Below are 21334 nucleotides of genomic sequence, written 5' to 3'. Positions count from 1 at the left end.
ATGAGAATCACAGAATTACTGGACCCCAGAAGTATTTCTCTCACAGGGGCTCCAAAATCGAAAAATGAAGCTTTGGACCAGATGGTTGAGCTGATGGCGGCAAGCGGAAAGATCAATGATAAGGAAGCCTACCGCAAAGAGGTGTACCACAGAGAAACGGAAAGCACGACAGGTATTGGCGGAGGCATTGCCATTCCCCACGGTAAGGGAGCTTTTGTCAGCGCTCCAGGGCTGGCGGCCATGGTGATTAAAGACGGTGTGGATTTTGATTCCCTGGACGGAGAGCCGGTCCGCCTGATTTTCCTTATTGCGGCGCCAAACACTAAAGATAATGTCCATCTGGACGTTTTAAGCAAGCTGTCCATGCTCCTCATGGATGACAATTTTGTAAATAACCTGGAAAACGCCGAAAGTGTAGATTCGTTTTTAAAGATCGTGGACGCGGCTGATGAGGAGAAGCCGGATCTTGATGATCAGCTAGCGGCACAGACCATTGACGATCAGCCAAAGGCATGTAAGATCCTGGCAGTGACGTCCTGTCCTACAGGAATCGCTCATACCTATATGGCGGCGGAGGGGCTGGAGAAAGCAGCCAAGGCTAGAAATTGCAGTATAAAGGTGGAGACCCGCGGATCCGGCGGAGCAAAAAATGTCCTCACGGACGGGGAGATCGCCGAGGCGGACTGTATTATTGTGGCCGCCGATGCCAAAGTTCCCATGGAGCGGTTCCACGGGAAAAAGCTTATCGAATGTGCCGTTTCCGATGGGATCAGCAAAGCAGATCAGCTTATTGACCGGGCTGTGAGAGGGGACGCGCCTGTATACGAAGCTGGAAGGGGCAGTGAGGAGGAGAGCGCAGCCCCGGCCTCCGGCGGCGGTGTGGGTCACAAACTATATACCCAGTTGATGAATGGTGTTTCCCATATGCTCCCATTTGTTGTGGGCGGCGGTATTCTTATCGCCCTTGCCTTTCTTATCGACGGCCTGTGTGTTGATGTGAACAGTCTTCCCGATGAAATGAGGGCAAACTTCGGCTCCATCACGCCGGCAGCGGCTTTTTTCCGACAGATCGGTAATCTGGCTTTCGGCTTTATGCTTCCGGTACTTGCGGGATTTATTGCTGAGGGCATTGCCGACCGTCCGGGTCTTGCTTTAGGTTTTGTGGGCGGAATGATTGCTGCCAACGGAAAATCCGGATTCCTTGGGGCATTGTTAGCCGGATTCCTGGCAGGATATGTAATCATTTTGCTGAAAAAAATATTTAACAGACTTCCGGAAGCTATTGAGAAAATTTCACCGGTGCTTTTATATCCGCTGTTTGGTATATTGATCACCGGGCTGATTATGCTCCTTGTTGTAGAGCCGCCTATTGGTGCCCTGAATACAGCTTTGAACACAGCCTTGACGAATATGAGCGGAACGAGTAAAATTTTGTTAGGTATTATTGTTGCCGGCATGATGTCCATTGATATGGGCGGGCCTTTTAATAAAGCCGCTTATGTTTTCGGTACGGCATCTATCGCCGCAGGCAATTATGATATTATGGCAGCCGTTATGATCGGCGGTATGGTTCCGCCATGTGCCATCGCCCTTGCTACATTGCTGTTTAAGAAAAAATTTACAAAGCAGGAGAGAGAGTCCGGACCTGTAAACTTTATCATGGGTCTTGCCTTTATTACGGAGGGCGCTATTCCATTCGCTGCTTCGGATCCTGCCAGAGTGATCCCGTCCTGTGTTGTGGGAGCTGCTCTCGCAGGCGCCCTGTCTATGGCCTTTGGCTGTACCCTTATGGCGCCTCACGGTGGAATCTTTGTATTCCCGGTGGTAGGAAATGCCCTCATGTATCTGGTAGCCCTTATCTTGGGAACGATTGTCGGCACCGTCCTTCTGGGATTTTTGAAAAAAACAGTAAAAGAATAGTCCAATATCCCGATGCCGGGCATCGGGGTATTATCATAGGCCAGGCGGCGCTGCGTATCTTGTATATACGGCGCCGCCTGAAATCGTTTTTGGACCAAGAGGGCGGGAAAAAGACGAAAGCTGACTGCGGCCGATTTTTCGGGGGCGGACTGTAAAAAGAGAGGTAGAAAGATGCTTACAGAAAAAAGACAGGAAGAAATTCTGGAAATGCTCCATCAAAAGGGAAGTGTCACTTTACAGGAGCTAAAAGATCATTTTAAGATCTCCGAATCCACAATCCGCAGAGATCTCAACGCGCTGGACGCAAAAGGCGCCCTGACAAAGGTTTTCGGGGGCGCTGTCCGCAGCGAAGACCCTATGGATATAAAGGAGGAGCAGGTATCTAATCGGGAGACTTTAAATGCCGATGCAAAAGCGGCCATTGGACAGTACGCGGCGTCCCTCATCGGTCCCGATGATTTTGTGTACCTTGACGCCGGAACAACGACCGGTTTTATGATCCCCTATTTGACTCAGCGCTCGGCGGTATTTGTGACTAATGCAGTATCTCATGCTCTGAGCCTTGGACGCAGCGGCTTTCGGGTGATCCTCATTGGCGGGGAATTTAAGTCGATCACAGAAGCACTTGTGGGCAATGAAGCTTATGTCAGCCTGGAAAAGTATAATTTTACCAAAGGATTTTTTGGGGCCAACGGCGTAAGTCCATCGGCGGGGTATACCACACCGGATATTAATGAGGCTCTGGTTAAAAAATGCGCTATGGATCACACCCAAAATCCTTATATTTTGTGCGACAGCAGTAAATTTTATCATCGGTCGCCGGTGACTTTCGGGGATTTTTCCAGGGCAAAGATTATTACTGAGATGATACCGGATAAAACTTTGGCCGGTTACAGCCATGTGATCGCTGTACAATAAGAGGGGAGGCTAATATGAACTTGTTATGAAAAAATTGCTGTTGTTTTTTAAAAATGATGTGGTCTTGACCGCAGCCCTGATACTGGCCATCATTTCCTGCTTTATTGTTCCGCCTAATACCGGATATTTGGATTATATTGATTTTAACACATTGATCATGCTGTTTTGTTTGATGCTTATTGTGGAGGGCATGGGAAGTCTGGATTTTTTCAGATATGTGGGCGACCGGCTCCTTCAAAAGACGGGGACAGGGCGGGGCGTTGCGCTGACGCTGGTCTTTCTCTGCTTTTTTGGAAGCATGTTTATTACCAATGACGTTTCTCTGATCACTTTTGTGCCCTTTGGCATTATGATCCTGGAGATGACAGGGCTTTTGTCAAGGGCATCATACACTGTAGTTTTAATGACCATTGCGGCAAATCTGGGAAGTATGTTTACCCCCATTGGCAATCCACAGAATTTGTATCTGTTTTCACTGTCCGGAATGAATGTGGGGAAATTTTTGCTGCTCATGCTGCCATATACCGTGGCGGCGGCGCTCCTGCTGCTCATCTGTATTCTGGCCGGTTATAAAGGAACAAAGCTGAGGGTCAGAGAAAGCCACGTGAAAATAAAAAATACGAAACGTTTGTGCTTTTACGGCTTTTTATTCGTATGTGCCCTTTTAACTGTGGCCGGCGTCATTCCCCATGAGGCGCTCCTTGCCCTGGTGGTGATGAGCATACTTCTCACCAACCGGATACTGTTTTCGCGGGTGGATTATTCCCTTTTGCTGACATTCATATTCTTTTTTATTTTTACGGGAAATATCAATCATATGGAAGCTCTGCGCCAGACCATCGCCCAGCTTCTGGCCGGGAGGGAGGCACAAGTAAGTATTGTCTGTAGCCAGGTGATCAGCAATGTGCCTGCGGCTATGCTGCTGTCCGGTTATACGGAAAATGTGCCCGGCCTTATTGTGGGAACTAATATCGGGGGCCTGGGAACTCTTATCGCTTCCATGGCAAGTCTGATTTCTTACAAGCAGATCGCGGGACGTTTCCCGGAGGCGAAGAAAAAATACATAGGAATTTTTACACTGTTTAATGTGATCTTTTTAGCTGTTTTATGGCTGATCATGTGGGTGGTTTAGAACCGGTGCTTTAGAAAATGAGGTGGTTTTATGTCAGATTTATCGCGGTTTCATCAAGCGCAGAAATATGATTATGACATTGCGTTGCAGGAAATAAAAAATGGCCGGAAGGAGAGCCATTGGATGTGGTATATTTTTCCGCAGATCCAGGGGCTTGGATACAGCAGCACGGCCCAGTATTACGCCATTTCAGATATGGCGGAGGCGAAAGCTTATCTGAAGGATAATGTGCTTAGATGCCGCCTGGTGGAGATTTCCCAGGCACTTCTGGATCTTCCAGCGAATGACGCGATGGAAGTGTTTGGCGTTCCTGACAATATGAAACTGAGATCGTCTATGACGCTTTTTTCTATGGCGGCCCCTGAGATTTCGGTGTTTCAGAAGGTACTTGATAAGTTTTTTGCCGGGCAGCCGGACCGCCGCACCCTGGAGATCCTTGAAACGTCTGAGATATCATGAAAGCACAGGCCCCGATGTGGGGGCCAAACGGTGATTGTGCAGGTGAAAAAGCCCCCGGCCATCGGCTTTTGAGAAATCAATGACCGAGGGCTTATTTAGAAATCGTTGTAAAAATTTGTTATTTATCTTTTTGAGTGGCTTTTTAGCTGTCTGTACCGTACAGCGAAGGTTACAAAAACAAAAAGGTAGATTAGGAACAGGATTGAGTACAGGATGAGAATGATCGTCATATCATTCCGGGGCTCGCCAATGACGGAAAGAAGCTGCGGGATGAAAACGCCAAATAGGATGATACAAAGGGGGAGCATTCTTCCCTGGAAAACTCGTTGGAGCATTTCCAGGCGGGATTCTTCGTCGCAGAAAATTTGTTCGTCACCGTCCATCGCTGCTCTGGATTTCCTGAAATAGCTGTATCCGAAAAAATCCATAAGATATTCCCAGCCGCAGTCCTGAAAAAGCTGAACGTATTCATCTTTATTTGAAAGTCCGTCCTGGTTGTAGTCCAACTGGTAGACAACATCTTCGGGAGTACATTTTTCAAAGTAGTAAATACCAGGGAAAACAACTTTGACAAATTTCCAGCCCTGACTGTGGCGCAGGCTCAGATATTCCCCCTCTTTTTCATAATCTGTAATGAGAAAAATACGAAATTCTTTTTTTGTCTGCTTCATCCCAGCACCTCCTCTACATTCCTGTATAGCCTTTTGATCCTTCGGATTTCAAGAGCCAAAACTTCCTGGCCAAGTTCTGTAATGTGGTAGATTTTTCTTTTTTCGTCTTCCCGGACAAAACGGATCAGGCCGTCCTTTTCCATTTTCCCAAGGCTTCCATACATGGTTCCGGGGCTGAGGATCACATTTTTGTCTGTAAGCTTCTCAACTTTCTGGACAATGCCGTAGCCATGCATATCTTCCCTAAGACACAGAAGAATATAAAAACTGGTTTCTGTCATAGGGACATAGACTTTTTTTATGTGTGCGTCCATAAAATCCCTCCCTACATATCGAATTACAATATATCGTGGTACTATATATAATATATCGCACTGCAATATATTTGTCAATACAGATCAAAGACTTTCCCTTGACATTTAATATAATGCCATTTATGATAATATTCGCATAAAAATTGATGACAAGGGGAGCTTGTGAAACAGGCTGAGAGGAAGTTGCAAACTTCGACCCATAACCTGATTTGGATAATGCCAACGTAGGGAATATAGAACTGTCCACGGTCTCTCCTTGTTTTCAGTTAATGAATAAGGAGGGAATTTTTATGTTTAACTTTTTAGTAAACAGCGAAGGCGCGCTCTCGGCGGCCGGCTATGCTGTATGTATCGCGGCCGGAGTCCTTTTCTTTATTGCGGCTCTTTTCTTTGCGGGAAAATTTTCAAAGAAAAAGAAAATGGGAACGAAGCAGCTTGTCTTCTGCGCGGCGGCCATTGCCCTAGCCTTTGTAACATCTTATATTCAGATCCTGCCTATGCCCTGGGGCGGAAGCGTAACTCTGTGCAGTATGCTTTTTATTGTCCTCGTTGCCAATTGGTACGGTGTTCGGACCGGCGTTTTGGTAGGGCTGGCTTACGGAATCCTTCAGTTTATTCAGCAGCCCTTTGTCCTTACCTTCTTTCAGGTCTGCTGTGATTATATCCTGGCCTTTGCCGCGCTGGGGCTGGCCGGCTTTTTCGTAAAAAGCAGACATGGGCTGGTGAAGGGCTATATTCTTGCCGTTATTGTCAGAGGCGCTTTTCATACTCTGGGTGGATATTTGTACTGGATGGATTATATGCCGGAAAGCTTCCCACAATCTTTGAAATTTTTATATCCTGTAATCTATAATTACAGCTATCTTATTGTGGAGGCAGCGATCACAGTGATCATTATTTCCATTCCGGCAGTATCAAGAGGTCTCCAAAGGGTAAAACAACTGGCCGTGTAAGCCTGTACCGCTTTCGGAGTGGGTAAGGTGCAAAAGTTCGGGGGAAGCCGCTTCTATGGTTTCCCCTCTTCTGTTTTCAATATAGCACATCGGGCAGTAGCCCGTTATTGTAAGGGGGTACTGAAACAGTCCTACCTTACAGAAGGCGGCAGTCTGCCGCTTATTTCCTTGTCTGGTTTCGTCTGAAATCGTCATTTTATAAAAATTTGGTGTCAAAATTGGTGTCAGAATATTGGTTGCAATAAGGAAAATGGAATGTTATGCTATAAGCAGGAGAGGAAGGGAATGTTATGAGGGATAACGAATGTATCGCTGATATGTTGAATATGGATGGGGATTCAGAAAGTATTCTTGCGGCCCGTGACCGGCGTGTGGCGGAGGCAAGAAAATTTAACCTGTTAAGCAACGTGTTTATGTCCGTAGCTTTAGATGATAAAGGCGCCTGCCAGTATGTGTTAAGGATTTTGACGGGAATCAAAGACCTGGAGGTTAAGGAAATCCGGTCACAGTACCGGATCTCAAAAATCCATTCCCATGATGCTATATTGGATATACTCGCGGAGGATGGCAGCGGACGGCTTTACAATCTTGAAATTCAGCGCAGGGACACCATAGACCATGCCCGGCGTACCCGGTTTTATGGTGCTATGATCGACAGCGAATATCTGGAAAAAGGCAGATTTTATGGAGAACTGCCGGATGTTTATATTATTTATATCAGCGAAACGGACTTATGGAAAAAAGGACATACGATTTATCCGATAAAGAAGTATTTCGGTGATACAGAACTTAAATATGATGACGGACAGTATATTTTATATGTCAATGCAGCGGTTGATGACGGATCAGAGACGGCAAAGCTGATGGAATATTTTAAAACCGCAGATCCTAATGACATGACTCATGGGGAGCTTTCAAAACGAGTGCATTATCTGAAATGTGAAGAAGGAGGGTATTAGGAAATGTGTGAGGTATCTGAAAAAATTTACAGAGAAGGTATAGAAGATGGAAGAATATCCGGTTCAAAAGAAGGCTGGCTGGAATCCCAAAAAGAAACAGCAAAAAATCTGTTTGATATGGGAATGTCGGCGGATACCATTGCTCAGGCGTTAAAGGTCAGCGTTAAGCTGGTTCAGGAATGGCTGTCTGGCAGTACAAGTCCAGCCAGATAAAAATGGTATGAACAAAAATAAATTTAAAAGGCCCCGGCAGTCAATTGATATGCTCCCTTTTAGGTAGACAGTTGAAAAAATAAAACTGTTTTCCTGGAAGGGGGCATTTTCTATGGGGAAGATTTCTCCGGAAGAAAAAATACAAAAGGTATTGCAGTATATTATGGGCCATGCGCATATTAATGTAACCATGGAAGTGTATAATCATCTGGATGACCGGTCAAGAATTGAAAAAGAGGTCGTCCGGCTGGATGATCTGGCTATAAGTTTCTGACACTAAAAATAAAAAATTGGTGTCAAATTGGTGCAAAACCGGAAAAATGGCATATTTCAGAAATTTTTGAGGCTGTGAACCCTTGATTTTATTGGGTTCACAAAAAATTCACAATTTTGTTAGCACTCACCTCTTGACAGTGCTAATAATAAGTGTTATATTACATGTAGAACAAAGGAAGGGGATCAAAAGAGAGAGATCGATAGAGATTCCCGGAAAGGTTCCAAAAGAAGTTTTTAATTCAAGTGTATATAAATAGTCGAATGGAGGAATGACTTATGTTGATGCCTAGTATTTTTGGAGAAAATTTATTTGATGATTGGATGGACTTCCCATTTGAAAGAGAATTTTTTGGCAGACGTAATCCTCTGTATGGAAAGAACGCAAAGAACATTATGAAGACCGATGTGAAGGAAACCGACAGCACCTATGAGCTGGATGTGGATCTTCCGGGATTCAAGAAAGAGAATATCAGCGCTCAGCTGGAGGATGGTTATCTGACCATTACCGCAAACAAGGGCCTGGATAAGGACGAGAAAGATAAAGATGGCAAGTATATCCGTCAGGAAAGATACAGCGGCAGCTGCTCAAGAAGCTTTTATGTTGGCGAAGGTGTTACTCAGGATGAGATCCACGCAAAGTTTGAAGATGGTATCCTGAAGCTGTCGATTCCTAAGAAGGATGCGAAAGCTGTAGAGAAAAAGAATTATATTTCCATCGAAGGGTGATGGATAAGTGAAACCGGGGCCATGAAAACCATGACCCCGGAGATAAAGATCTTCTGAATGTGATGTTGAAAACAATCCTTGATGACGGTTACCCGCCGGAAGGGCCTTTTGTGCCGCTGACGGAGGATGTGGTTACACCAAAAGGCTGGACCTGCATTGACGGAACCGTATATATGGATCCCCAGGGGACGCCGTACTTGATCTTTTCCCATTCCTTTGAGGATGTGCCGGACGGAGACATGTGCATGATAGAGCTGTCCCGTGACCTGACCCGGGCTGTGGGCGACCCGGCCGTGCTGTTTTCTGCCAAGGATGCCCCATGGGCCAAGCCGGTGCCATTTGCCAAAGAGGAGTTTCATATGGACGGGGATGTATATTTCACCGATGGGCCTGCGGTTTACACAACCGGTGATCACCGTCTGATCGTTATATGGTCCAGCTGGGGAGATCACGGCTACAGTGTAGGTATGGCTGTTTCTGACAGCGAGGATATTAAAGGCCCCTGGCGCCATCTGGAAAAACCACTGTTTCCGGAAAATGGCGGCCACGGCATGATGTTTACGGATCTTCATGGAGAGGCACGGTATGTGCTCCATTATCCCAATGATTTTTACAAAGAACGTCCCCATTTTTACCGGTTAAAGGAAGCCGGGGACGGATTAGAGCTTGAATAATGAAATGACCTGCGGCGCTGTATTTCCTGAGATTTCGGGAAATGCAGCGCCGCATTTTTGGACCTTGCAGGCACATGTTTACAATTTTGCAATGGTACTGACAATGTGAGTGCCGGATATTTTTTCATAAAAAAGCCGTTTATGAAGGACGGCCATAATGGCGGCAAAAAATAAATAGAAAAAGTAAATGCCGGAAACCATAAGGCTGAGGAGGGCCAGCCCGGCGGCAGCTGCGGACCGTCTGTCAAGCCATGGGATAAGAATCCGGTAGAACAGCCATGGAATCACATACATGACCAGCAGAAAGCTTCCCACCCGCAGGGGATATTGATACCAGCGGGTACGGACATTTTTAAAGGATGCGATCCGGGTTTTGGTAATGAATTTTCCAAAAGTCCGGCCCTTAAATACCATAGGTACCAGGGAAAAATAAAGGAACAGGACCATTGCCCCAAAGTGAGGAATGTCCAGATGAAAAATCCTTAAAAATGTTGAGGCCAGGCCGCCTAAAAGGGCAACAACGATCAGGTCAAACATGGCGGAAATCAGGCGCCGGGTCAGGGAAACCTGCCGGCCCCGGTGGAAGCTGACTTTGTCGATCCGCTCCCGGGAGGGCAGTATTTTTAAAAATGGTGAAATGATAGCGTAGCCAAAAACACCCCCTAAAGTATTTGCCAGAAGATCGTCTACGTCAAAAAGCCGGTAGCTTCTTGGATAAATAAAGTAAAGTCCCGAAAGCTGGGTCAGCTCAAAAAACAGGGACAGGCAAAAAGACAGGATCAGTGTTTTAAGAAAACGGCATTTAAAGTAATACCTTAAGTAAATCCCAAAAGGCACGGTCATGATCACATTAAATAAAAACTGGAAAAATGCCGGGTTAAAGATCCCTGTATAGGTTCGGGGCTGGGACGGGACGATGTGGGCCCGTCTCAGAATATCTCCCACAAATTTAAAGGGAACCAGCTGCATCCGGGCTCCGGTCATGGCGGAAACTTCGGCGATGGAAGGCAGAGGCAGGATCACCAGAAAATAAATGCACATTAAATAAAGGATAAATGAATAAACGATAATAATGCGCAGACTTAAAACAGATCCGTATTTATGATAATTAAAAACCACATAAGGCAATGTAAATAAAAAGGCAACAATAGGAAAAAGTATAAAAGCCTGAAGGATGACTACCGGATAGTCGCCCATAAAAACCTTCCTTTCATTTGGGGCCGGTCTAAATAAAAAGACAGGGCCGGATTTCTGGTCATATCATGCCAGGGCTTGGACTCTGGCATCATCTAACCATTTTATCACAAATTATTCTCACTGTTCCTGAAAAAAGCATAAAAATCTTAAGATAATTTAAACCTCTAAGATCATCGAAAGCTCTAAGGCGATTTAAAGGAACATCTGTCAGGACCGATGCCCTAAAGGGACGTCACAGGCTATGAACGGAAAAAATTTACCCGGACCGTTTTTCCTGGCGGAAGCGCAGGGGCGTTATCTGGTATTTTTGGCGGAAGGCCCGTATAAAGCCGGTGCTGCTGCCGTACCCGCAGGTCCGGGCGATTTCCTCAATGGTGGCGCTGGTATGGACCAGCAGTTCTGAGGCTCTGGCCATGCGGCAGTCTTTGATAAAAGCCCCGATAGTGGTGTGATAGCACAGATGAAAGCCGGTCTTTAGTTTTTGTTCATTGAGAAAGACTTTATGTCCCAGCTGGGCAATGGTCAGATTCGCTTCGGGGTTTTTCAGGATCATTTGGCGGACCTGCTCAATGGCCTGAAAGTCCTGCTGAGTAAAAGTAAGCTTCCTTTGGCCCACATAGATCACGGGACGGTTCCCTTCAGGAGAAAAATACCCTTTGGCGGCAGCCTGGGACAGGAAGCCAAGGCACTGGAGGATCATGCCTTCCAGGATTAACGGAGTCAGGTTTTTTAGCTCCTGAAAAGAGGAGAGCTGGGATAAAATGGCGGATACAGGGGATGGAAGCAGGTTTTGGGTAACATTGTCAGGGAGCTGTCCTAAAAGCTCTGTATGAGGCTCCAGGCTTTTCACGGCACTAATATAGTCAAAGGAGAGGGCGATCTCAATGCCTTTATAGTGAGCGCCGGACTGCCAGTATTGAACGCCTTTGATATTTTCTTCTTTAACGATAAAATTTACCGGTGAAGATGACCGGGTTTTAACCCCTTCCACATGAAAACGGGTCTTGCCTTCATAAAAGCTTCCAAAACGCAGGATCGGCCCGGCGTTGTGAAAGGACAGGTGAAATGTTTTAGGAATTTTATAATCGCCAATGGTAAGGACATAGGCATCCGGACGGTGATACACAAAGCAGCAGCCATTTTCCGGGTGGGCGCTGTTTTGCCACAGAGAGCCCGGTCCCAGAGGCGTTTCTGTGTAGTCCATCTGTTTAAAGATCATTTTCTGAAAGTTCATATGGGTCTTTAAGGACATTTTTAACCCTCCTTGCAGGATAGATAAACCAAAAAGGTTCATAATATAAATCAAAACGGTGCATTTTAGATTATATGTTGAATTTTATACAGGTCTATGATAACATACTTTCCGGTTGGTTAGCTATAACTAATTTATATAACGCCAGCAACAAAAGTATGGAGGATACTGTTCACACAGCAGCCAGACACTTGCTGTATGGCTGCGTAAGAACGTGATTCAGGTACGGAGTGAGTCCGTATCTTTATGCCCATAGACTGGGCAGATCATTGATATACAGGATTCCAGAAAGGAGCAATTTTATGAGCAATTTCAGAGTGATTTCTTTATTTTCCGCAGCAGTTATGGCAGCCGGACTTTTGGCCGGCTGTGGTTCAAATACGGGTTCAACCCAGGCGGGGAGCGGGGCAGAATCTCAGGTACAGACCGAAACCCAGGCTCAGGAAGCTTCCGGCAGCCAAAGTGAAACCCAGGCGGCCGGGGATGCTGAGGGCGGCATGCGCACCGTAGAAACAGATAAGGGAACTGTGGAGATCCCGGAAAATCCCCAGGTGATCTTTTCCGACTATTATCTGGGAGAATTTCTTGCCGTAGGGGTAAAGCCGGTGATCGCCTCCCCCTATTCCCTGTCTAATCCTTTTTTGGCGGATTATGTAGACGGGATTCAGGAAATGAACGTGGCCAGCGCAGAGACCTCTTTGGAAATGATCGTTGAGGCCCAGCCGGACCTTATTGTGACGATTACAGAGGCGGATTATGAAAAATACGCGGCCATAGCGCCCACAGTTTATATTGAGGACGGAAAGCGCACCGATGAGGAGCTGTTCCGCTATATTGCCGACCTGGTTGGGAAAAGCGATGAGGCGGAGGCCTATATTGCGGACTTTAATCAAAGGGTTATGGACACAAAAGATGAGATCCAGGAGATTGTCGGTGACCGGACTGTTTCTATTGTGGAGGTTTGGCCTCAGGAAATTTACGTTATGGGAAGCCATTTTGCCCGGGGCGGAAGTATTTTGTATGATATGTGGGAATTAAAGGCGCCGGAAGTGATCCAGGAGGAAATGGTGGATGGGGATACCACTTATGAAGTCGTTTCCCTGGAGGCGCTGCCGGATTACGCGGGAGATTTTATTTTGTATGGTGTTTTGGCGGATACGGACAGCGCTTTTGTGGAGGATTCTCAGCTGTGGAACAGTCTGGACGCGGTGAAGGAAGGCCGGGTACTTTCTTATGAGCAGGTGGCCTTTATGCACCGGGATCCCATTACCTTAAACGCTCAGCTGGATATTTTCCTGGAGTTTTTCAGAAGCTTTAAGGAGGAAGCATGAGTCGTTTCGCAAGAAAGAAGTTTCTTTTGTTCGTGCTGGCAGGAAGCGCTGGCGTCGTCGCGGCCGCAGTGCTTTCTGTACTCTATGGAAGCACAGATATTCCTGTGTCAAAGATCTGGCAGGCGCTGACCGCCCCGGATCTGACGGACCAGCAGCAGATCATTACTTATGAGCTGAGGATTCCAAGGACTTTAGGCTGTATGCTGGTAGGGGCGGCATTTGCTGTGGCCGGAGCCATTATGCAGGGCGTGACCCGGAATCCTCTGGCGGATTCCGGGCTTTTAGGGATTAATTCCGGGGCCACTTTTGCCCTGGCTTTATGTCTGGCTCTTCTTCCCGGGTTCAATTTTTCCGGCACTGTGCTTTTATCTTTTTTGGGAGCTTTGGGGGCCATGGTCATTGTTTACGGGCTCATGAGCCTGAAGCGGCAAAAGCTGGACCCGGTGCGCCTTGTGCTGGCGGGAAGCGCTGTGAGCCTGTTTCTTTCATCTTTAAGCCAGGGGATTTCCATGTTTTATAATATCGGCTATGATCTGACCTTCTGGACCGCAGGCGGTGTATCGGGCATCAGAGGCGCCCAGCTGGTCTTTGCGGCTCCTGTGATCCTGGCAGGACTGGTATGCGCAGTTATTTTATCCAGAAGGATTTCTTTATTAAGCTTAGGGGATGAGGCGGCCCGGGGACTGGGCCTTAGAATTGAGCGGACCCGGTCGCTGTGTCTTGGCGTTGTCCTCCTTTTGGCAGGGGGCGCCGTAGCCCTTGCCGGTCCCATATCCTTTGTGGGCCTTTTAGTGCCCCATGTGGTCCGCTTTTTTGTTGGGGCAGACTACCGGTCCATTATTCCATGTTCTATGATCGCCGGAGCATTTTTTATGCTTATTGCGGATATAATATCCCGCACCATTAATGCTCCCGCGGAAACTCCTATTGGTCTTGTATTTGCTGTCGTTGGCGTCCCATTTTTTATATGGACGGCCCGGAGGGAGGAAAGAAATGTGGACTAAGCATTTAAAAAAGAAAGGCCGTCAGGCCACGGTGATTACTGTGCTTATCGTGCTGCTTTTTGTGGCTGTGTGGGCGGATATTAATGCCGGCTACCGGCAGATCACCCTGGCTCAGCTTTGGCAGATCCTAACCGGTCACGGGGAGGCAGGACTGACCTATACATTGATCCATCTGAGACTTCCCCGGGTGCTGACCAGTCTTTTGGTAGGCGTGGGCCTGGCCGTGTCCGGCTGTGTGATCCAGGGAGTGTCAAGAAATGATATGGCGGAGCCGGGAATCCTGGGAATTAATGCGGGAGCCGGGCTGTTTGTTGCCGGTTTTATCGTGTTTTTTTCAGGCAGCGGTCTGAGCGCTTCCCTGCTTTTGCCTTTTCTCGCTTTTGCCGGTTCTGTGTGTACGGCGCTGGTGGATTACCGCCTGGCCCTGACCCGGCAGGGGCTGTCACCGAGACGGCTGCTCCTTATTGGCGTGGCCATGTCTACAGCCATTTCCAGTGTGACCACCATGCTCATGCTGCGCATGTCTGACAGCGAGTATGCCTTTGTGCAAAACTGGCTGTCCGGAAGTATCTGGGGCGCTACATGGCCGAATGTGGTCATGCTTTTTACAGGACTGGTCCTTTTTACAGGGTTTGTATTTTATAAAAGCCGCACCTTAAATGTACTTACACTGGGGCATCAGACCGCCACAGGGCTTGGGGTGTCTGTTTCCCGTCAGACGGTGATCCTGCTGGGAGCGGCTATTGCCATGTCCAGTTTGTGCTGCGCTGTTGGCGGAGGCTTAAGTTTTGTAGGCCTTGTGTGCCCTCACCTGGCCCGGCGTCTTGTAGGGCCTAATTTTAAAATATTGATCGGGACCACAGTTCTGACCGGGGCGCTTTTAATGACGGTTTCTGATATTATTTCCCGGACGCTGCTGTCCCCAAATGAAATTTCGATTGGGATCGTGGCCGCGGTCATTGGCGCGCCATACTTTTTATACTTATTGATCCGGTCTTGAGAAAGGAGGAACCTATGGAAGCCATATTAAAAGGGGAAGGCATATCGGTAGGGTATCAGCAAAACACCATTATCCAAGAGATGGACGTGCAGATTCCTAAAGGTCAGATCACTTCCATTATCGGGCCTAACGGCTGCGGAAAATCCACGCTTTTAAAGGCTCTGTCCCGGATGATGCCTGTTAAAACCGGTCAGGTGATCCTGGACGGGCAGCAGATTGCCCAGCTGCCTACCATCCAGGTGGCTCAGAAAATGGCCATTCTCCCTCAAAGTCCCCAGGCTCCCGGCGGCCTGACGGTGGAGGAGCTTGTGGCTTACGGACGTTATCCCCACCAAAAGGGCTTCGGAAAGCTGAAATCTGAGGATCATAAGGCCATTCAGTGGGCCCTGGAAATGACCCATATGGAAGCGTTTGCCCAAAGAAATATTGACGCCCTTTCCGGCGGTCAGCGGCAAAGAGCCTGGATTGCCATGGCCCTGGCTCAGGATACGCCGCTGATCCTTCTGGATGAGCCCACCACATATCTGGACATGGCCCATCAGCTGGAGGTGCTGGAGCTGCTGAAAGATCTTAATGAAACCTCTCACAAGACCATTGCCCTTGTGATCCATGACCTGAATCTGGCGGCCCGTTTTTCCCACTGGATGATCGCCATGCGTGAGGGAAAAGTGCTGTACGAAGGCACAGCGGAAGCGGTGATGACCAGGGAAGTTCTGGCGGATGTGTTTTCTTTGGACGCTTATGTGGATAAAGATCCGTGGACCGGGCGCCCTATGTGTGTAACCTATAGGATCAAGCCGGTGTATTCAAAAAACTGAAGAAATCAGGATTTGGAGTGTCCCATGTTTGGGATGCTCCTTTTGTATTTCAGGACGTCTGATGTAGGCGGAGAATGGGCTTAAAATAATGACTGATTTTGAAAGAAAGTGACTGATTGTGAACTATATACAAAAATAATTCCTAAAGATTGTGAACTAATATGATTGAATTTGACTGATTATGGCGGTATAATAAAACCAACATATAACTTCTCGGAATCTCAATGAATAAGATTCCAACCGAAAATTGACAACTGAATATCGTGCAGGAAAAGAAATTTACGAGAAATGGACATAAACATTGGACATAGCGGGTACTATGTCTTGAAAAATCTTATGGAGTCGTTTAAGATATCATTGTTAGGCGGTGAATCCTAATAATGATTCGTGAAATGCCTCGACGGATGGCATTTCCCAGGCATCAAGATGTTGGAGCATCATGATGCCGTAGAGGCGGCAGTACCACATCTTCGTAGAGCGGTGCCTGCCGTCTTCTAATTTATAGTCCTCTTTCTCACGCTTATTCGAGCGTTCCACGGAAGTCCTTCTGTCATATTCCTTTTCCCATGCTTTAGAGTCCCTTGGCGGTATGTTAAATAACCTTGGATTGTCATCGGTAAAGATATGTACGGTCCTTCCGTATTTCGCCGGTGAACAGGGATGTTCACAAAAGCAGCCACGTTTTCGGTTTGCTTTTGGGCATCGGTATTTGGCCCGATGCTTGGCAGCCTCATATCCATCTTTATGCATACGTAAGCCCATCTTACAGATTGGGACACCATCATCGTCAATGGTGAAATCGTCCTTATAAGTGAAGTGTCCGGTATGACCCGGATTCAGGTCGATAAAAGGTGTGATCTTTTCCCGTCTGCAGTATTCATAGACAGCATAAGCGTCATGGGCGGAATCCAGAAGGAGTTTTTCAATACGGAACTGCGGAAGGTATGCTTTCATGGTGAAAAAGGAATGCAGAAAAGAAAACATGTCATGCCGGGAAGCCCGTTCCAAAAGCGGAAATACAGGGAGGTCGCTGTGGGAATCGGAGGCCACATACATGTAGAGGTGGTAACCAAAAAAGTAGCAATCCCGATGGGAATCCCATCCCCAGTTGCAGTCCGGCTGAGAATAATGGCGTTTGCAGCTGCAGGAAGGACAGCCGTTTTTCTTACAATCGCAGATCCGTTTTTTCCGTTGCTGCGCAGCAGTACGGACAGGGGTGCCGTCACCGGCAAGAGCCAGATGGTCTGGAACGATCAAACCTTTCTGAATAGAACGATCCAGGAATTGCTGATGATAAAGCCGAAAAATGAGAAAAAAGGGATTCTCTGGTTTCAAATTCCAGCGTTCCAGCAAAGGAAGAAGTTTGGAAGCGGTACTGGAAGAATCACAGGGAGTTTTCTCACCTTTCTTTTTCCCTTTGGGTGGTTTCATTTTAGGGAAACGGTCTTTGGGGGAAAGATTGTCAGAGTCAGCCTGCCAGATGCGGGAAAAGAAATCATAAAAAGTCCCGACACCGGGAGTATCCCCGAAGGGGAAACCGCTGAGGATGGCATAAAGAGGAGTTTACCTGAGCATGCGGCACCAGACGGTGATGGAAGTTACTTTCAGTCTCAAAGCAAGCAGATAGGAGCGCAGCATGCAGGAAGGAAGCCTGGGTTCAGGGCCAAAAACAGAGTAACACTCCTGCATAATGGAATCCGTCAGGGAAAGATCGAGATACCAGAACTGCACGATATAATCCCAGGTGCTTTTGGGAAGCGCAAAGGGATCCGGATAGAATTTCAGAAAATCGGATACGAAAGTATCCTGATAGGCGGCATGACCGCCAGGATTACAAGGTAACAAAGAAATCGCCTCCAGTCGATTGAAATAAAATATAATCAATCGGCTTCGCCGCAAATTTTGAGCGAATTGTCAAGCGTTTTTTGAAAAAAAGTGGGTGATTTTTTTAAGATAGGGGTCGGAAAGCCTTATAAAATCGGGGCTGAAGATTCCGAGAAGTTATGATATACTGGCGGAGGATAGCACCGGGCAGCTTTATAATTTGGAGATCCAGCGGTCGGAAACCATTGACCATGCCCGGCGTACCCGGTTTTACGGGGCTATGATCGACAGTGAATATCTGGAAAAGGGAAAGACCTATGGAGAACTGCCGGATGTTTATATTATTTATATCAGTGAAACAGACTTGTGGAAGGCAGGTTATACTGTTTATCCAGTAAAGAAATATTTTGAAAATACAGCGCTTAATTATGTTGATGGGCAGTATATTTCATATGTGAATGCAGAGGTAGATGACGGATCCGAAACGGCAAAGCTGATGAAATATTTCAAGACCGCAGATCCCAATGATATGACCCATGGAGAGCTTTCAAAAAGAGTCCATTATCTGAAATGTGAGGAAGGAGGCTATGAAGAAATGTGTGAAGTATCTGAAAAAATCTACAGAGAGGGTATCGAGGATGGAAGAATATCCGGATTGAAGGAAGGGCGAAAAGAGGGCTGGCTGGAATCTCAGAAAGAAACGGCAAAAAATCTGTTTGAGATGGGAATGTCAGCAGATACTATTGCTCAGGCGTTAAAGGTCAGCGTTAAGCTGGTTCAGGAATGGCTGTCTGGCAGTACAAGTCCAGCCAGATAAAAATGGTATGAACAAAAATAAATTTAAAAGGCCCCGGCAGTCAATTGATATGCTCCCTTTTAGGTAGACAGTTGAAAAAATAAAACTGTTTTCCTGGAAGGGGGCATTTTCTATGGGTAAGATTTCTCCGGAAGAAAAAATACAAAAGGTATTGCAGTATATTATGGGCCATGCGCATATTAATGTAACCATGGAAGTGTATAATCATCTGGATGACCGGTCAAGAATTGAAAAAGAGGTCGCCCGGCTGGATGATCTGGCTATAAGTTTCTGACACCAAAAATAAAAAATTGGTGTCAAAACCGGAAAAATGGCATATTTCAGAAACTTTTGAGGCTGTGAACCCTTGATTTTACAGGGTTCACAATTTTTTCACAAAATTATTAGCACTCACCTCTTGACAGTGCCAACAATAAGTGTTATATTACATATAGAACAAAGGAAGGGGATCAAGAGAGAGATTGAAAGAGATTCCCTGAAAGGTTCCTGAAAGAGTTTTTAAATCAGAGCACATAAATAGTCGAATGGAGGAATGACTTATGTTAATGCCTAGTATTTTTGGAGAAAACTTATTTGATGATTGGATGGACTTCCCATTTGAAAGAGAATTTTTCGGAAGACGCAATCCTTTGTATGGAAAGAACGCAAAGAATATTATGAAGACCGATGTGAAAGAGACAGACAATTCCTATGAGCTGGACATTGATCTTCCGGGATTTAAGAAAGAAAATATTACCGCCGAGCTGAAAGACGGTTATCTGACCATCACAGCCAACAAGGGCCTGGATAAAGATGAGAAGGATAAAGAAGGCAAATATATCCGTCAGGAAAGATACAGCGGGAGCTGCTCAAGAAGCTTTTATGTAGGCGAGGCGGTAACTCAGGATGAGATCCACGCGAAGTTTGAGGATGGCATTTTGAAACTGTCTATTCCTAAGAAAGACGCCAAGGCCGTAGAACAGAAGAAATATATTTCCATCGAAGGCTGATGGGATAAAGAGCGGGGACGTTGAGAAACGTCCCCGGATGTGAAAAGCAAAGTCAAAAGCAATCCTGGAAGGCGTGAAAGCGCCGGAAAGGTTCAGATATAAATTGAAGTTGAATATGCAGGTTGAATGGAGGAATGACTTATGTTGATGCCTAGTATTTTTGGAGAAAGCTTATTAGATGACTGGTTTGATGATGATTTCTTTGGCAGACGCAATCCTCTGTATGGAAAACATGCAAAGAATATCATGAAGACCGATATTAAAGAGACGAAAGATTCATATGAATTGGACGTTGATCTTCCGGGATTCAAGAAAGATGATGTTAAGATCCAGCTTGAGGATGGCTATCTGACCATATCCGCAGCGAAAGATCTTGAAAAAGATAAAAAGGATAGGAAAGGCAGATATATCCGCCAGGAGAGATATACCGGAAATTGTTCAAGAAGCTTTTATGTCGGCAACGGTGTGACGGAAGATGATATTCATGCCCAGTTTAAGGATGGTATCCTGAAGTTGTCCGTGCCTAAGAAAGATAACAAAGCTGTTGAGGAGAAGAAATATATCTCTATTGAATAATATGAGTTGCCCGACAAATGGGCATGAGACACGGATTGCTCCGTACTTCGTACTCCCGCAATCCTAAAAACACCTCAAATCCGCTCATTTTTCTGCAAAAAATGACTGCTTTTCGGTGTTTTGCGCGCCACAAAGCCATGCTTGCCTGCGCAAGCGCAGCCCGCATGACCTTTTGTCGCTTGTCTCATAATATAAAGGGCGGCAGGCTTTTAGCCGCCGCCTGGAAGTGAAAGTAAAATAAGATTAAAATCGTTTATTATAGATATGAAGTCGGAATGGAGGAATGACTTATGTTAATGCCTAGTATTTTTGGAGAAAGTTTGTTAGATGACTGGATGGATTTCCCATTTGATGATGAATTTTTTACAAGACGCAGTCCATTATATGGAAAACATGGAAAAAACATTATGAAGACCGACGTTCGCGAGACTAATGATGCCTATGAGCTGGATATTGATCTTCCGGGATTTAAGAAAGAGAATATTACCGCTGAGCTGAAAGACGGTTATCTGACCATCACAGCCAACAAGGGCCTGGATAAGGATGAGAAGGATAAAGAAGGCAAATATATCCGTCAGGAAAGATACAGCGGTACATGCGCGAGAACCTTCTATGTAGGTGACGGCGTTACACAGGAAGACATTCATGCCAAATTTGAGGATGGCATTTTGAAACTGTCTGTTCCGAAAAAAGACGCGAAAGCGGTAGAACAGAAGAAGTACATTTCAATTGAAGGCTAATACAAACTCCATTTGCATTATTTTAATATAGCCAGAAGCCCCCGGATGGTGTATTTTAACCGTCCGGGGGCTTTTGTATTAAATATGGCGTTGAATGTAGCGGCAGGCGTGGGACAGTGGGCGAAAAAGTACGAGAGCCACGGCAAAGTTTCCAGCGCAGTGGAGCAGGTCAAAGGGGATGCCGCTGATCCAGTATGAAATTCCGGCATACAAACCTCCGGCGATGCCATAGGGGATAGCGCATAATAAACCATAAGATAGACCATAGGCCCCGGAAATAATGGCCCAAATGACCGGGTTCTCTATACGGTGGAAAATCCGGGCGATGATATAAAGAATAGCCCATATGTAGCAGTAGTTAAACCACCATATGCCAAACCCATAGAACAGTCCTTCCAGAAGAACAAAACCATAAATACTCATGAGTGACCATTTTCCGAAGACAATGGCGCTGACGATGACAAGAATGGATACCAGCTCAATATTGGGAAGAAAGGACAGAGCGACCTGGGCTGTAAACATGACGGCCGCCATTAAAGCGGCAAAGGCAATCTCTTTCGCTTTTGACATT

The 21334-nt window shown here is 46.3% G+C and carries 24 protein-coding genes, 2 pseudogenes and 1 riboswitch; of the genes and pseudogenes, 19 read left to right on the top strand and 7 right to left on the bottom strand.

The features are described 5' to 3' along the window. The 4 genes from HNP82_RS05910 to HNP82_RS05895 all read left to right on the top strand — a co-directional run bounded on the left by HNP82_RS05910 (position 1) and on the right by HNP82_RS05895 (position 4429). A complete protein-coding gene (locus HNP82_RS05910) occupies positions 1 to 1920 on the top strand; it encodes a PTS fructose transporter subunit IIABC (protein ID WP_183772471.1) in 1920 nt (639 codons plus the stop codon). A 171-nt stretch (positions 1921 to 2091) separates the two neighbouring features. Further along, the gene (locus HNP82_RS05905) at positions 2092 to 2838 is read left to right on the top strand and encodes a DeoR/GlpR family DNA-binding transcription regulator (RefSeq protein ID WP_183772469.1); all 747 of its coding nucleotides are present in this window, start codon (positions 2092 to 2094) and stop codon (positions 2836 to 2838) included. Positions 2839 to 2863: 25 nt separating this feature from the next. After that, positions 2864 to 3970, top strand: a complete 1107-nt coding sequence (locus HNP82_RS05900) for an SLC13 family permease (protein ID WP_183772467.1) — start codon at positions 2864 to 2866, stop codon at positions 3968 to 3970. A gap of 30 nt (positions 3971 to 4000) precedes the next feature. Continuing rightward, positions 4001 to 4429, top strand: a complete 429-nt coding sequence (locus HNP82_RS05895; RefSeq protein WP_183772465.1) for a DUF1810 domain-containing protein — start codon at positions 4001 to 4003, stop codon at positions 4427 to 4429. Between the two features lie 122 nt (positions 4430 to 4551). Here the strand turns inward: HNP82_RS05895 and HNP82_RS05890 are convergent, their stop codons facing one another. Next, positions 4552 to 5100, bottom strand: a complete 549-nt coding sequence (locus HNP82_RS05890) for a DUF2812 domain-containing protein (protein ID WP_183772463.1) — start codon at positions 5098 to 5100, stop codon at positions 4552 to 4554. After that, the gene (locus HNP82_RS05885; protein WP_183772461.1) at positions 5097 to 5414 is read right to left on the bottom strand and encodes a PadR family transcriptional regulator; all 318 of its coding nucleotides are present in this window, start codon (positions 5412 to 5414) and stop codon (positions 5097 to 5099) included. The genes HNP82_RS05890 and HNP82_RS05885 overlap by 4 nt, the downstream gene beginning before the upstream one ends. A gap of 142 nt (positions 5415 to 5556) precedes the next feature. Further along, positions 5557 to 5663: riboswitch (TPP riboswitch) on the top strand. A 41-nt stretch (positions 5664 to 5704) separates the two neighbouring features. On the opposite strand from HNP82_RS05885, the gene HNP82_RS05880 reads away from it, so the two are divergent. From HNP82_RS05880 to HNP82_RS05855, 6 genes and pseudogenes are all read left to right on the top strand, one after another. Then, positions 5705 to 6367 (top strand): energy-coupled thiamine transporter ThiT, encoded by a 663-nt coding sequence (locus tag HNP82_RS05880; protein ID WP_183772459.1) that lies wholly within the window; start codon positions 5705 to 5707, stop codon positions 6365 to 6367. Between the two features lie 290 nt (positions 6368 to 6657). Continuing rightward, complete coding sequence (locus tag HNP82_RS05875; RefSeq protein ID WP_183772457.1) at positions 6658 to 7326, top strand: PD-(D/E)XK nuclease family transposase; 669 nt, start codon at positions 6658 to 6660, stop codon at positions 7324 to 7326. A gap of 3 nt (positions 7327 to 7329) precedes the next feature. Further along, entirely contained in the window at positions 7330 to 7539 is a 210-nt protein-coding gene (locus HNP82_RS05870) for a hypothetical protein (RefSeq protein WP_183772455.1), read from the top strand. 145 nt (positions 7540 to 7684) lie between these two features. Beyond that, positions 7685 to 7813 (top strand): annotated as a pseudogene (locus HNP82_RS05865) (site-specific integrase); the annotation flags it as partial. 278 nt (positions 7814 to 8091) lie between these two features. After that, positions 8092 to 8541, top strand: a complete 450-nt coding sequence (locus HNP82_RS05860) for an Hsp20/alpha crystallin family protein (RefSeq protein ID WP_183772453.1) — start codon at positions 8092 to 8094, stop codon at positions 8539 to 8541. A 62-nt stretch (positions 8542 to 8603) separates the two neighbouring features. Further along, positions 8604 to 9215, top strand: coding sequence for a family 43 glycosylhydrolase (locus HNP82_RS05855; protein ID WP_243164667.1), 612 nt, complete (start codon positions 8604 to 8606; stop codon positions 9213 to 9215). 78 nt (positions 9216 to 9293) lie between these two features. On the opposite strand, the gene HNP82_RS05850 is transcribed toward HNP82_RS05855, so the two are convergent. Beyond that, positions 9294 to 10412: a VanZ family protein gene (locus HNP82_RS05850; RefSeq protein WP_183772449.1), complete on the bottom strand. Its 1119-nt coding sequence runs from the start codon at positions 10410 to 10412 to the stop codon at positions 9294 to 9296. A gap of 256 nt (positions 10413 to 10668) precedes the next feature. Next, positions 10669 to 11664 carry a helix-turn-helix domain-containing protein gene (locus HNP82_RS05845; protein ID WP_183772447.1) on the bottom strand — a complete coding sequence of 332 codons (996 nt, stop codon included), beginning with the start codon at positions 11662 to 11664 and terminating at the stop codon, positions 10669 to 10671. A gap of 302 nt (positions 11665 to 11966) precedes the next feature. On the opposite strand from HNP82_RS05845, the gene HNP82_RS05840 reads away from it, so the two are divergent. The 4 genes from HNP82_RS05840 to HNP82_RS05825 are packed head-to-tail and all read left to right on the top strand — an operon-like array spanning position 11967 to position 15817. After that, positions 11967 to 12995, top strand: coding sequence for an ABC transporter substrate-binding protein (locus HNP82_RS05840; protein ID WP_183772445.1), 1029 nt, complete (start codon positions 11967 to 11969; stop codon positions 12993 to 12995). Beyond that, on the top strand, positions 12992 to 13999 hold the full coding sequence (locus HNP82_RS05835; protein WP_183772443.1) for a FecCD family ABC transporter permease: 1008 nt from the start codon (positions 12992 to 12994) through the stop codon (positions 13997 to 13999). The genes HNP82_RS05840 and HNP82_RS05835 overlap by 4 nt, the downstream gene beginning before the upstream one ends. Continuing rightward, complete coding sequence (locus tag HNP82_RS05830; RefSeq protein ID WP_183772441.1) at positions 13989 to 14999, top strand: FecCD family ABC transporter permease; 1011 nt, start codon at positions 13989 to 13991, stop codon at positions 14997 to 14999. The genes HNP82_RS05835 and HNP82_RS05830 overlap by 11 nt, the downstream gene beginning before the upstream one ends. A gap of 14 nt (positions 15000 to 15013) precedes the next feature. Continuing rightward, positions 15014 to 15817 (top strand): ABC transporter ATP-binding protein, encoded by an 804-nt coding sequence (locus tag HNP82_RS05825; RefSeq protein WP_183772439.1) that lies wholly within the window; start codon positions 15014 to 15016, stop codon positions 15815 to 15817. A gap of 360 nt (positions 15818 to 16177) precedes the next feature. On the opposite strand, the gene HNP82_RS18365 is transcribed toward HNP82_RS05825, so the two are convergent. Together HNP82_RS18365 and HNP82_RS18360 are read right to left on the bottom strand one after the other, a co-directional pair. After that, positions 16178 to 17248 carry a transposase gene (locus tag HNP82_RS18365; protein ID WP_330599454.1) on the bottom strand — a complete coding sequence of 357 codons (1071 nt, stop codon included), beginning with the start codon at positions 17246 to 17248 and terminating at the stop codon, positions 16178 to 16180. Positions 17249 to 17380: 132 nt separating this feature from the next. Beyond that, complete coding sequence (locus tag HNP82_RS18360) at positions 17381 to 17662, bottom strand: hypothetical protein (protein WP_330599453.1); 282 nt, start codon at positions 17660 to 17662, stop codon at positions 17381 to 17383. 199 nt (positions 17663 to 17861) lie between these two features. Between HNP82_RS18360 and HNP82_RS05815 the strand changes: the two genes are divergently transcribed. The 5 genes and pseudogenes from HNP82_RS05815 (at position 17862) to HNP82_RS05795 (ending at position 20763) form a co-directional block, all read left to right on the top strand. Then, positions 17862 to 18458, top strand: coding sequence for an Rpn family recombination-promoting nuclease/putative transposase (locus HNP82_RS05815; protein WP_183772437.1), 597 nt, complete (start codon positions 17862 to 17864; stop codon positions 18456 to 18458). Between the two features lie 145 nt (positions 18459 to 18603). After that, positions 18604 to 18732, top strand: a pseudogene (locus HNP82_RS05810) (site-specific integrase); the annotation flags it as partial. A gap of 265 nt (positions 18733 to 18997) precedes the next feature. After that, a complete protein-coding gene (locus tag HNP82_RS05805) occupies positions 18998 to 19447 on the top strand; it encodes an Hsp20/alpha crystallin family protein (RefSeq protein WP_183772434.1) in 450 nt (149 codons plus the stop codon). A gap of 141 nt (positions 19448 to 19588) precedes the next feature. Next, complete coding sequence (locus HNP82_RS05800; RefSeq protein ID WP_183772432.1) at positions 19589 to 20023, top strand: Hsp20/alpha crystallin family protein; 435 nt, start codon at positions 19589 to 19591, stop codon at positions 20021 to 20023. 290 nt (positions 20024 to 20313) lie between these two features. Then, a complete protein-coding gene (locus tag HNP82_RS05795) occupies positions 20314 to 20763 on the top strand; it encodes an Hsp20/alpha crystallin family protein (RefSeq protein WP_183772430.1) in 450 nt (149 codons plus the stop codon). A gap of 78 nt (positions 20764 to 20841) precedes the next feature. Here the strand turns inward: HNP82_RS05795 and HNP82_RS05790 are convergent, their stop codons facing one another. Continuing rightward, entirely contained in the window at positions 20842 to 21333 is a 492-nt protein-coding gene (locus tag HNP82_RS05790; protein ID WP_183772428.1) for a hypothetical protein, read from the bottom strand. Between the last annotated feature and the right edge of the window lies 1 nt (position 21334).

The organism is Catenibacillus scindens (genome assembly GCF_014202115.1).
GTDB lineage: Bacteria > Bacillota > Clostridia > Lachnospirales > Lachnospiraceae > Catenibacillus > Catenibacillus scindens.
This window is presented reverse-complemented; position numbering and strand designations above follow the sequence as displayed.

Bases quoted from the DNA above. Each gene is read 5' to 3' on its own strand.
- HNP82_RS05910 (WP_183772471.1), top strand. From the start codon at position 1: ATGAGAATCACAGAATTACTGGACCCCAGAAGTATTTCTCTCACAGGG.
- HNP82_RS05905 (WP_183772469.1), top strand. From the start codon at position 2,092: ATGCTTACAGAAAAAAGACAGGAAGAAATTCTGGAAATGCTCCATCAA.
- HNP82_RS05900 (WP_183772467.1), top strand. From the start codon at position 2,864: ATGAAAAAATTGCTGTTGTTTTTTAAAAATGATGTGGTCTTGACCGCA.
- HNP82_RS05895 (WP_183772465.1), top strand. From the start codon at position 4,001: ATGTCAGATTTATCGCGGTTTCATCAAGCGCAGAAATATGATTATGAC.
- HNP82_RS05890 (WP_183772463.1), bottom strand. From the start codon at position 5,100: ATGAAGCAGACAAAAAAAGAATTTCGTATTTTTCTCATTACAGATTAT.
- HNP82_RS05885 (WP_183772461.1), bottom strand. From the start codon at position 5,414: ATGGACGCACACATAAAAAAAGTCTATGTCCCTATGACAGAAACCAGT.
- HNP82_RS05880 (WP_183772459.1), top strand. From the start codon at position 5,705: ATGTTTAACTTTTTAGTAAACAGCGAAGGCGCGCTCTCGGCGGCCGGC.
- HNP82_RS05875 (WP_183772457.1), top strand. From the start codon at position 6,658: ATGAGGGATAACGAATGTATCGCTGATATGTTGAATATGGATGGGGAT.
- HNP82_RS05870 (WP_183772455.1), top strand. From the start codon at position 7,330: ATGTGTGAGGTATCTGAAAAAATTTACAGAGAAGGTATAGAAGATGGA.
- HNP82_RS05860 (WP_183772453.1), top strand. From the start codon at position 8,092: ATGTTGATGCCTAGTATTTTTGGAGAAAATTTATTTGATGATTGGATG.
- HNP82_RS05855 (WP_243164667.1), top strand. From the start codon at position 8,604: ATGTTGAAAACAATCCTTGATGACGGTTACCCGCCGGAAGGGCCTTTT.
- HNP82_RS05850 (WP_183772449.1), bottom strand. From the start codon at position 10,412: ATGGGCGACTATCCGGTAGTCATCCTTCAGGCTTTTATACTTTTTCCT.
- HNP82_RS05845 (WP_183772447.1), bottom strand. From the start codon at position 11,664: ATGTCCTTAAAGACCCATATGAACTTTCAGAAAATGATCTTTAAACAG.
- HNP82_RS05840 (WP_183772445.1), top strand. From the start codon at position 11,967: ATGAGCAATTTCAGAGTGATTTCTTTATTTTCCGCAGCAGTTATGGCA.
- HNP82_RS05835 (WP_183772443.1), top strand. From the start codon at position 12,992: ATGAGTCGTTTCGCAAGAAAGAAGTTTCTTTTGTTCGTGCTGGCAGGA.
- HNP82_RS05830 (WP_183772441.1), top strand. From the start codon at position 13,989: ATGTGGACTAAGCATTTAAAAAAGAAAGGCCGTCAGGCCACGGTGATT.
- HNP82_RS05825 (WP_183772439.1), top strand. From the start codon at position 15,014: ATGGAAGCCATATTAAAAGGGGAAGGCATATCGGTAGGGTATCAGCAA.
- HNP82_RS18365 (WP_330599454.1), bottom strand. From the start codon at position 17,248: ATGAAACCACCCAAAGGGAAAAAGAAAGGTGAGAAAACTCCCTGTGAT.
- HNP82_RS05805 (WP_183772434.1), top strand. From the start codon at position 18,998: ATGTTAATGCCTAGTATTTTTGGAGAAAACTTATTTGATGATTGGATG.
- HNP82_RS05800 (WP_183772432.1), top strand. From the start codon at position 19,589: ATGTTGATGCCTAGTATTTTTGGAGAAAGCTTATTAGATGACTGGTTT.
- HNP82_RS05795 (WP_183772430.1), top strand. From the start codon at position 20,314: ATGTTAATGCCTAGTATTTTTGGAGAAAGTTTGTTAGATGACTGGATG.
- HNP82_RS05790 (WP_183772428.1), bottom strand. From the start codon at position 21,333: ATGTCAAAAGCGAAAGAGATTGCCTTTGCCGCTTTAATGGCGGCCGTC.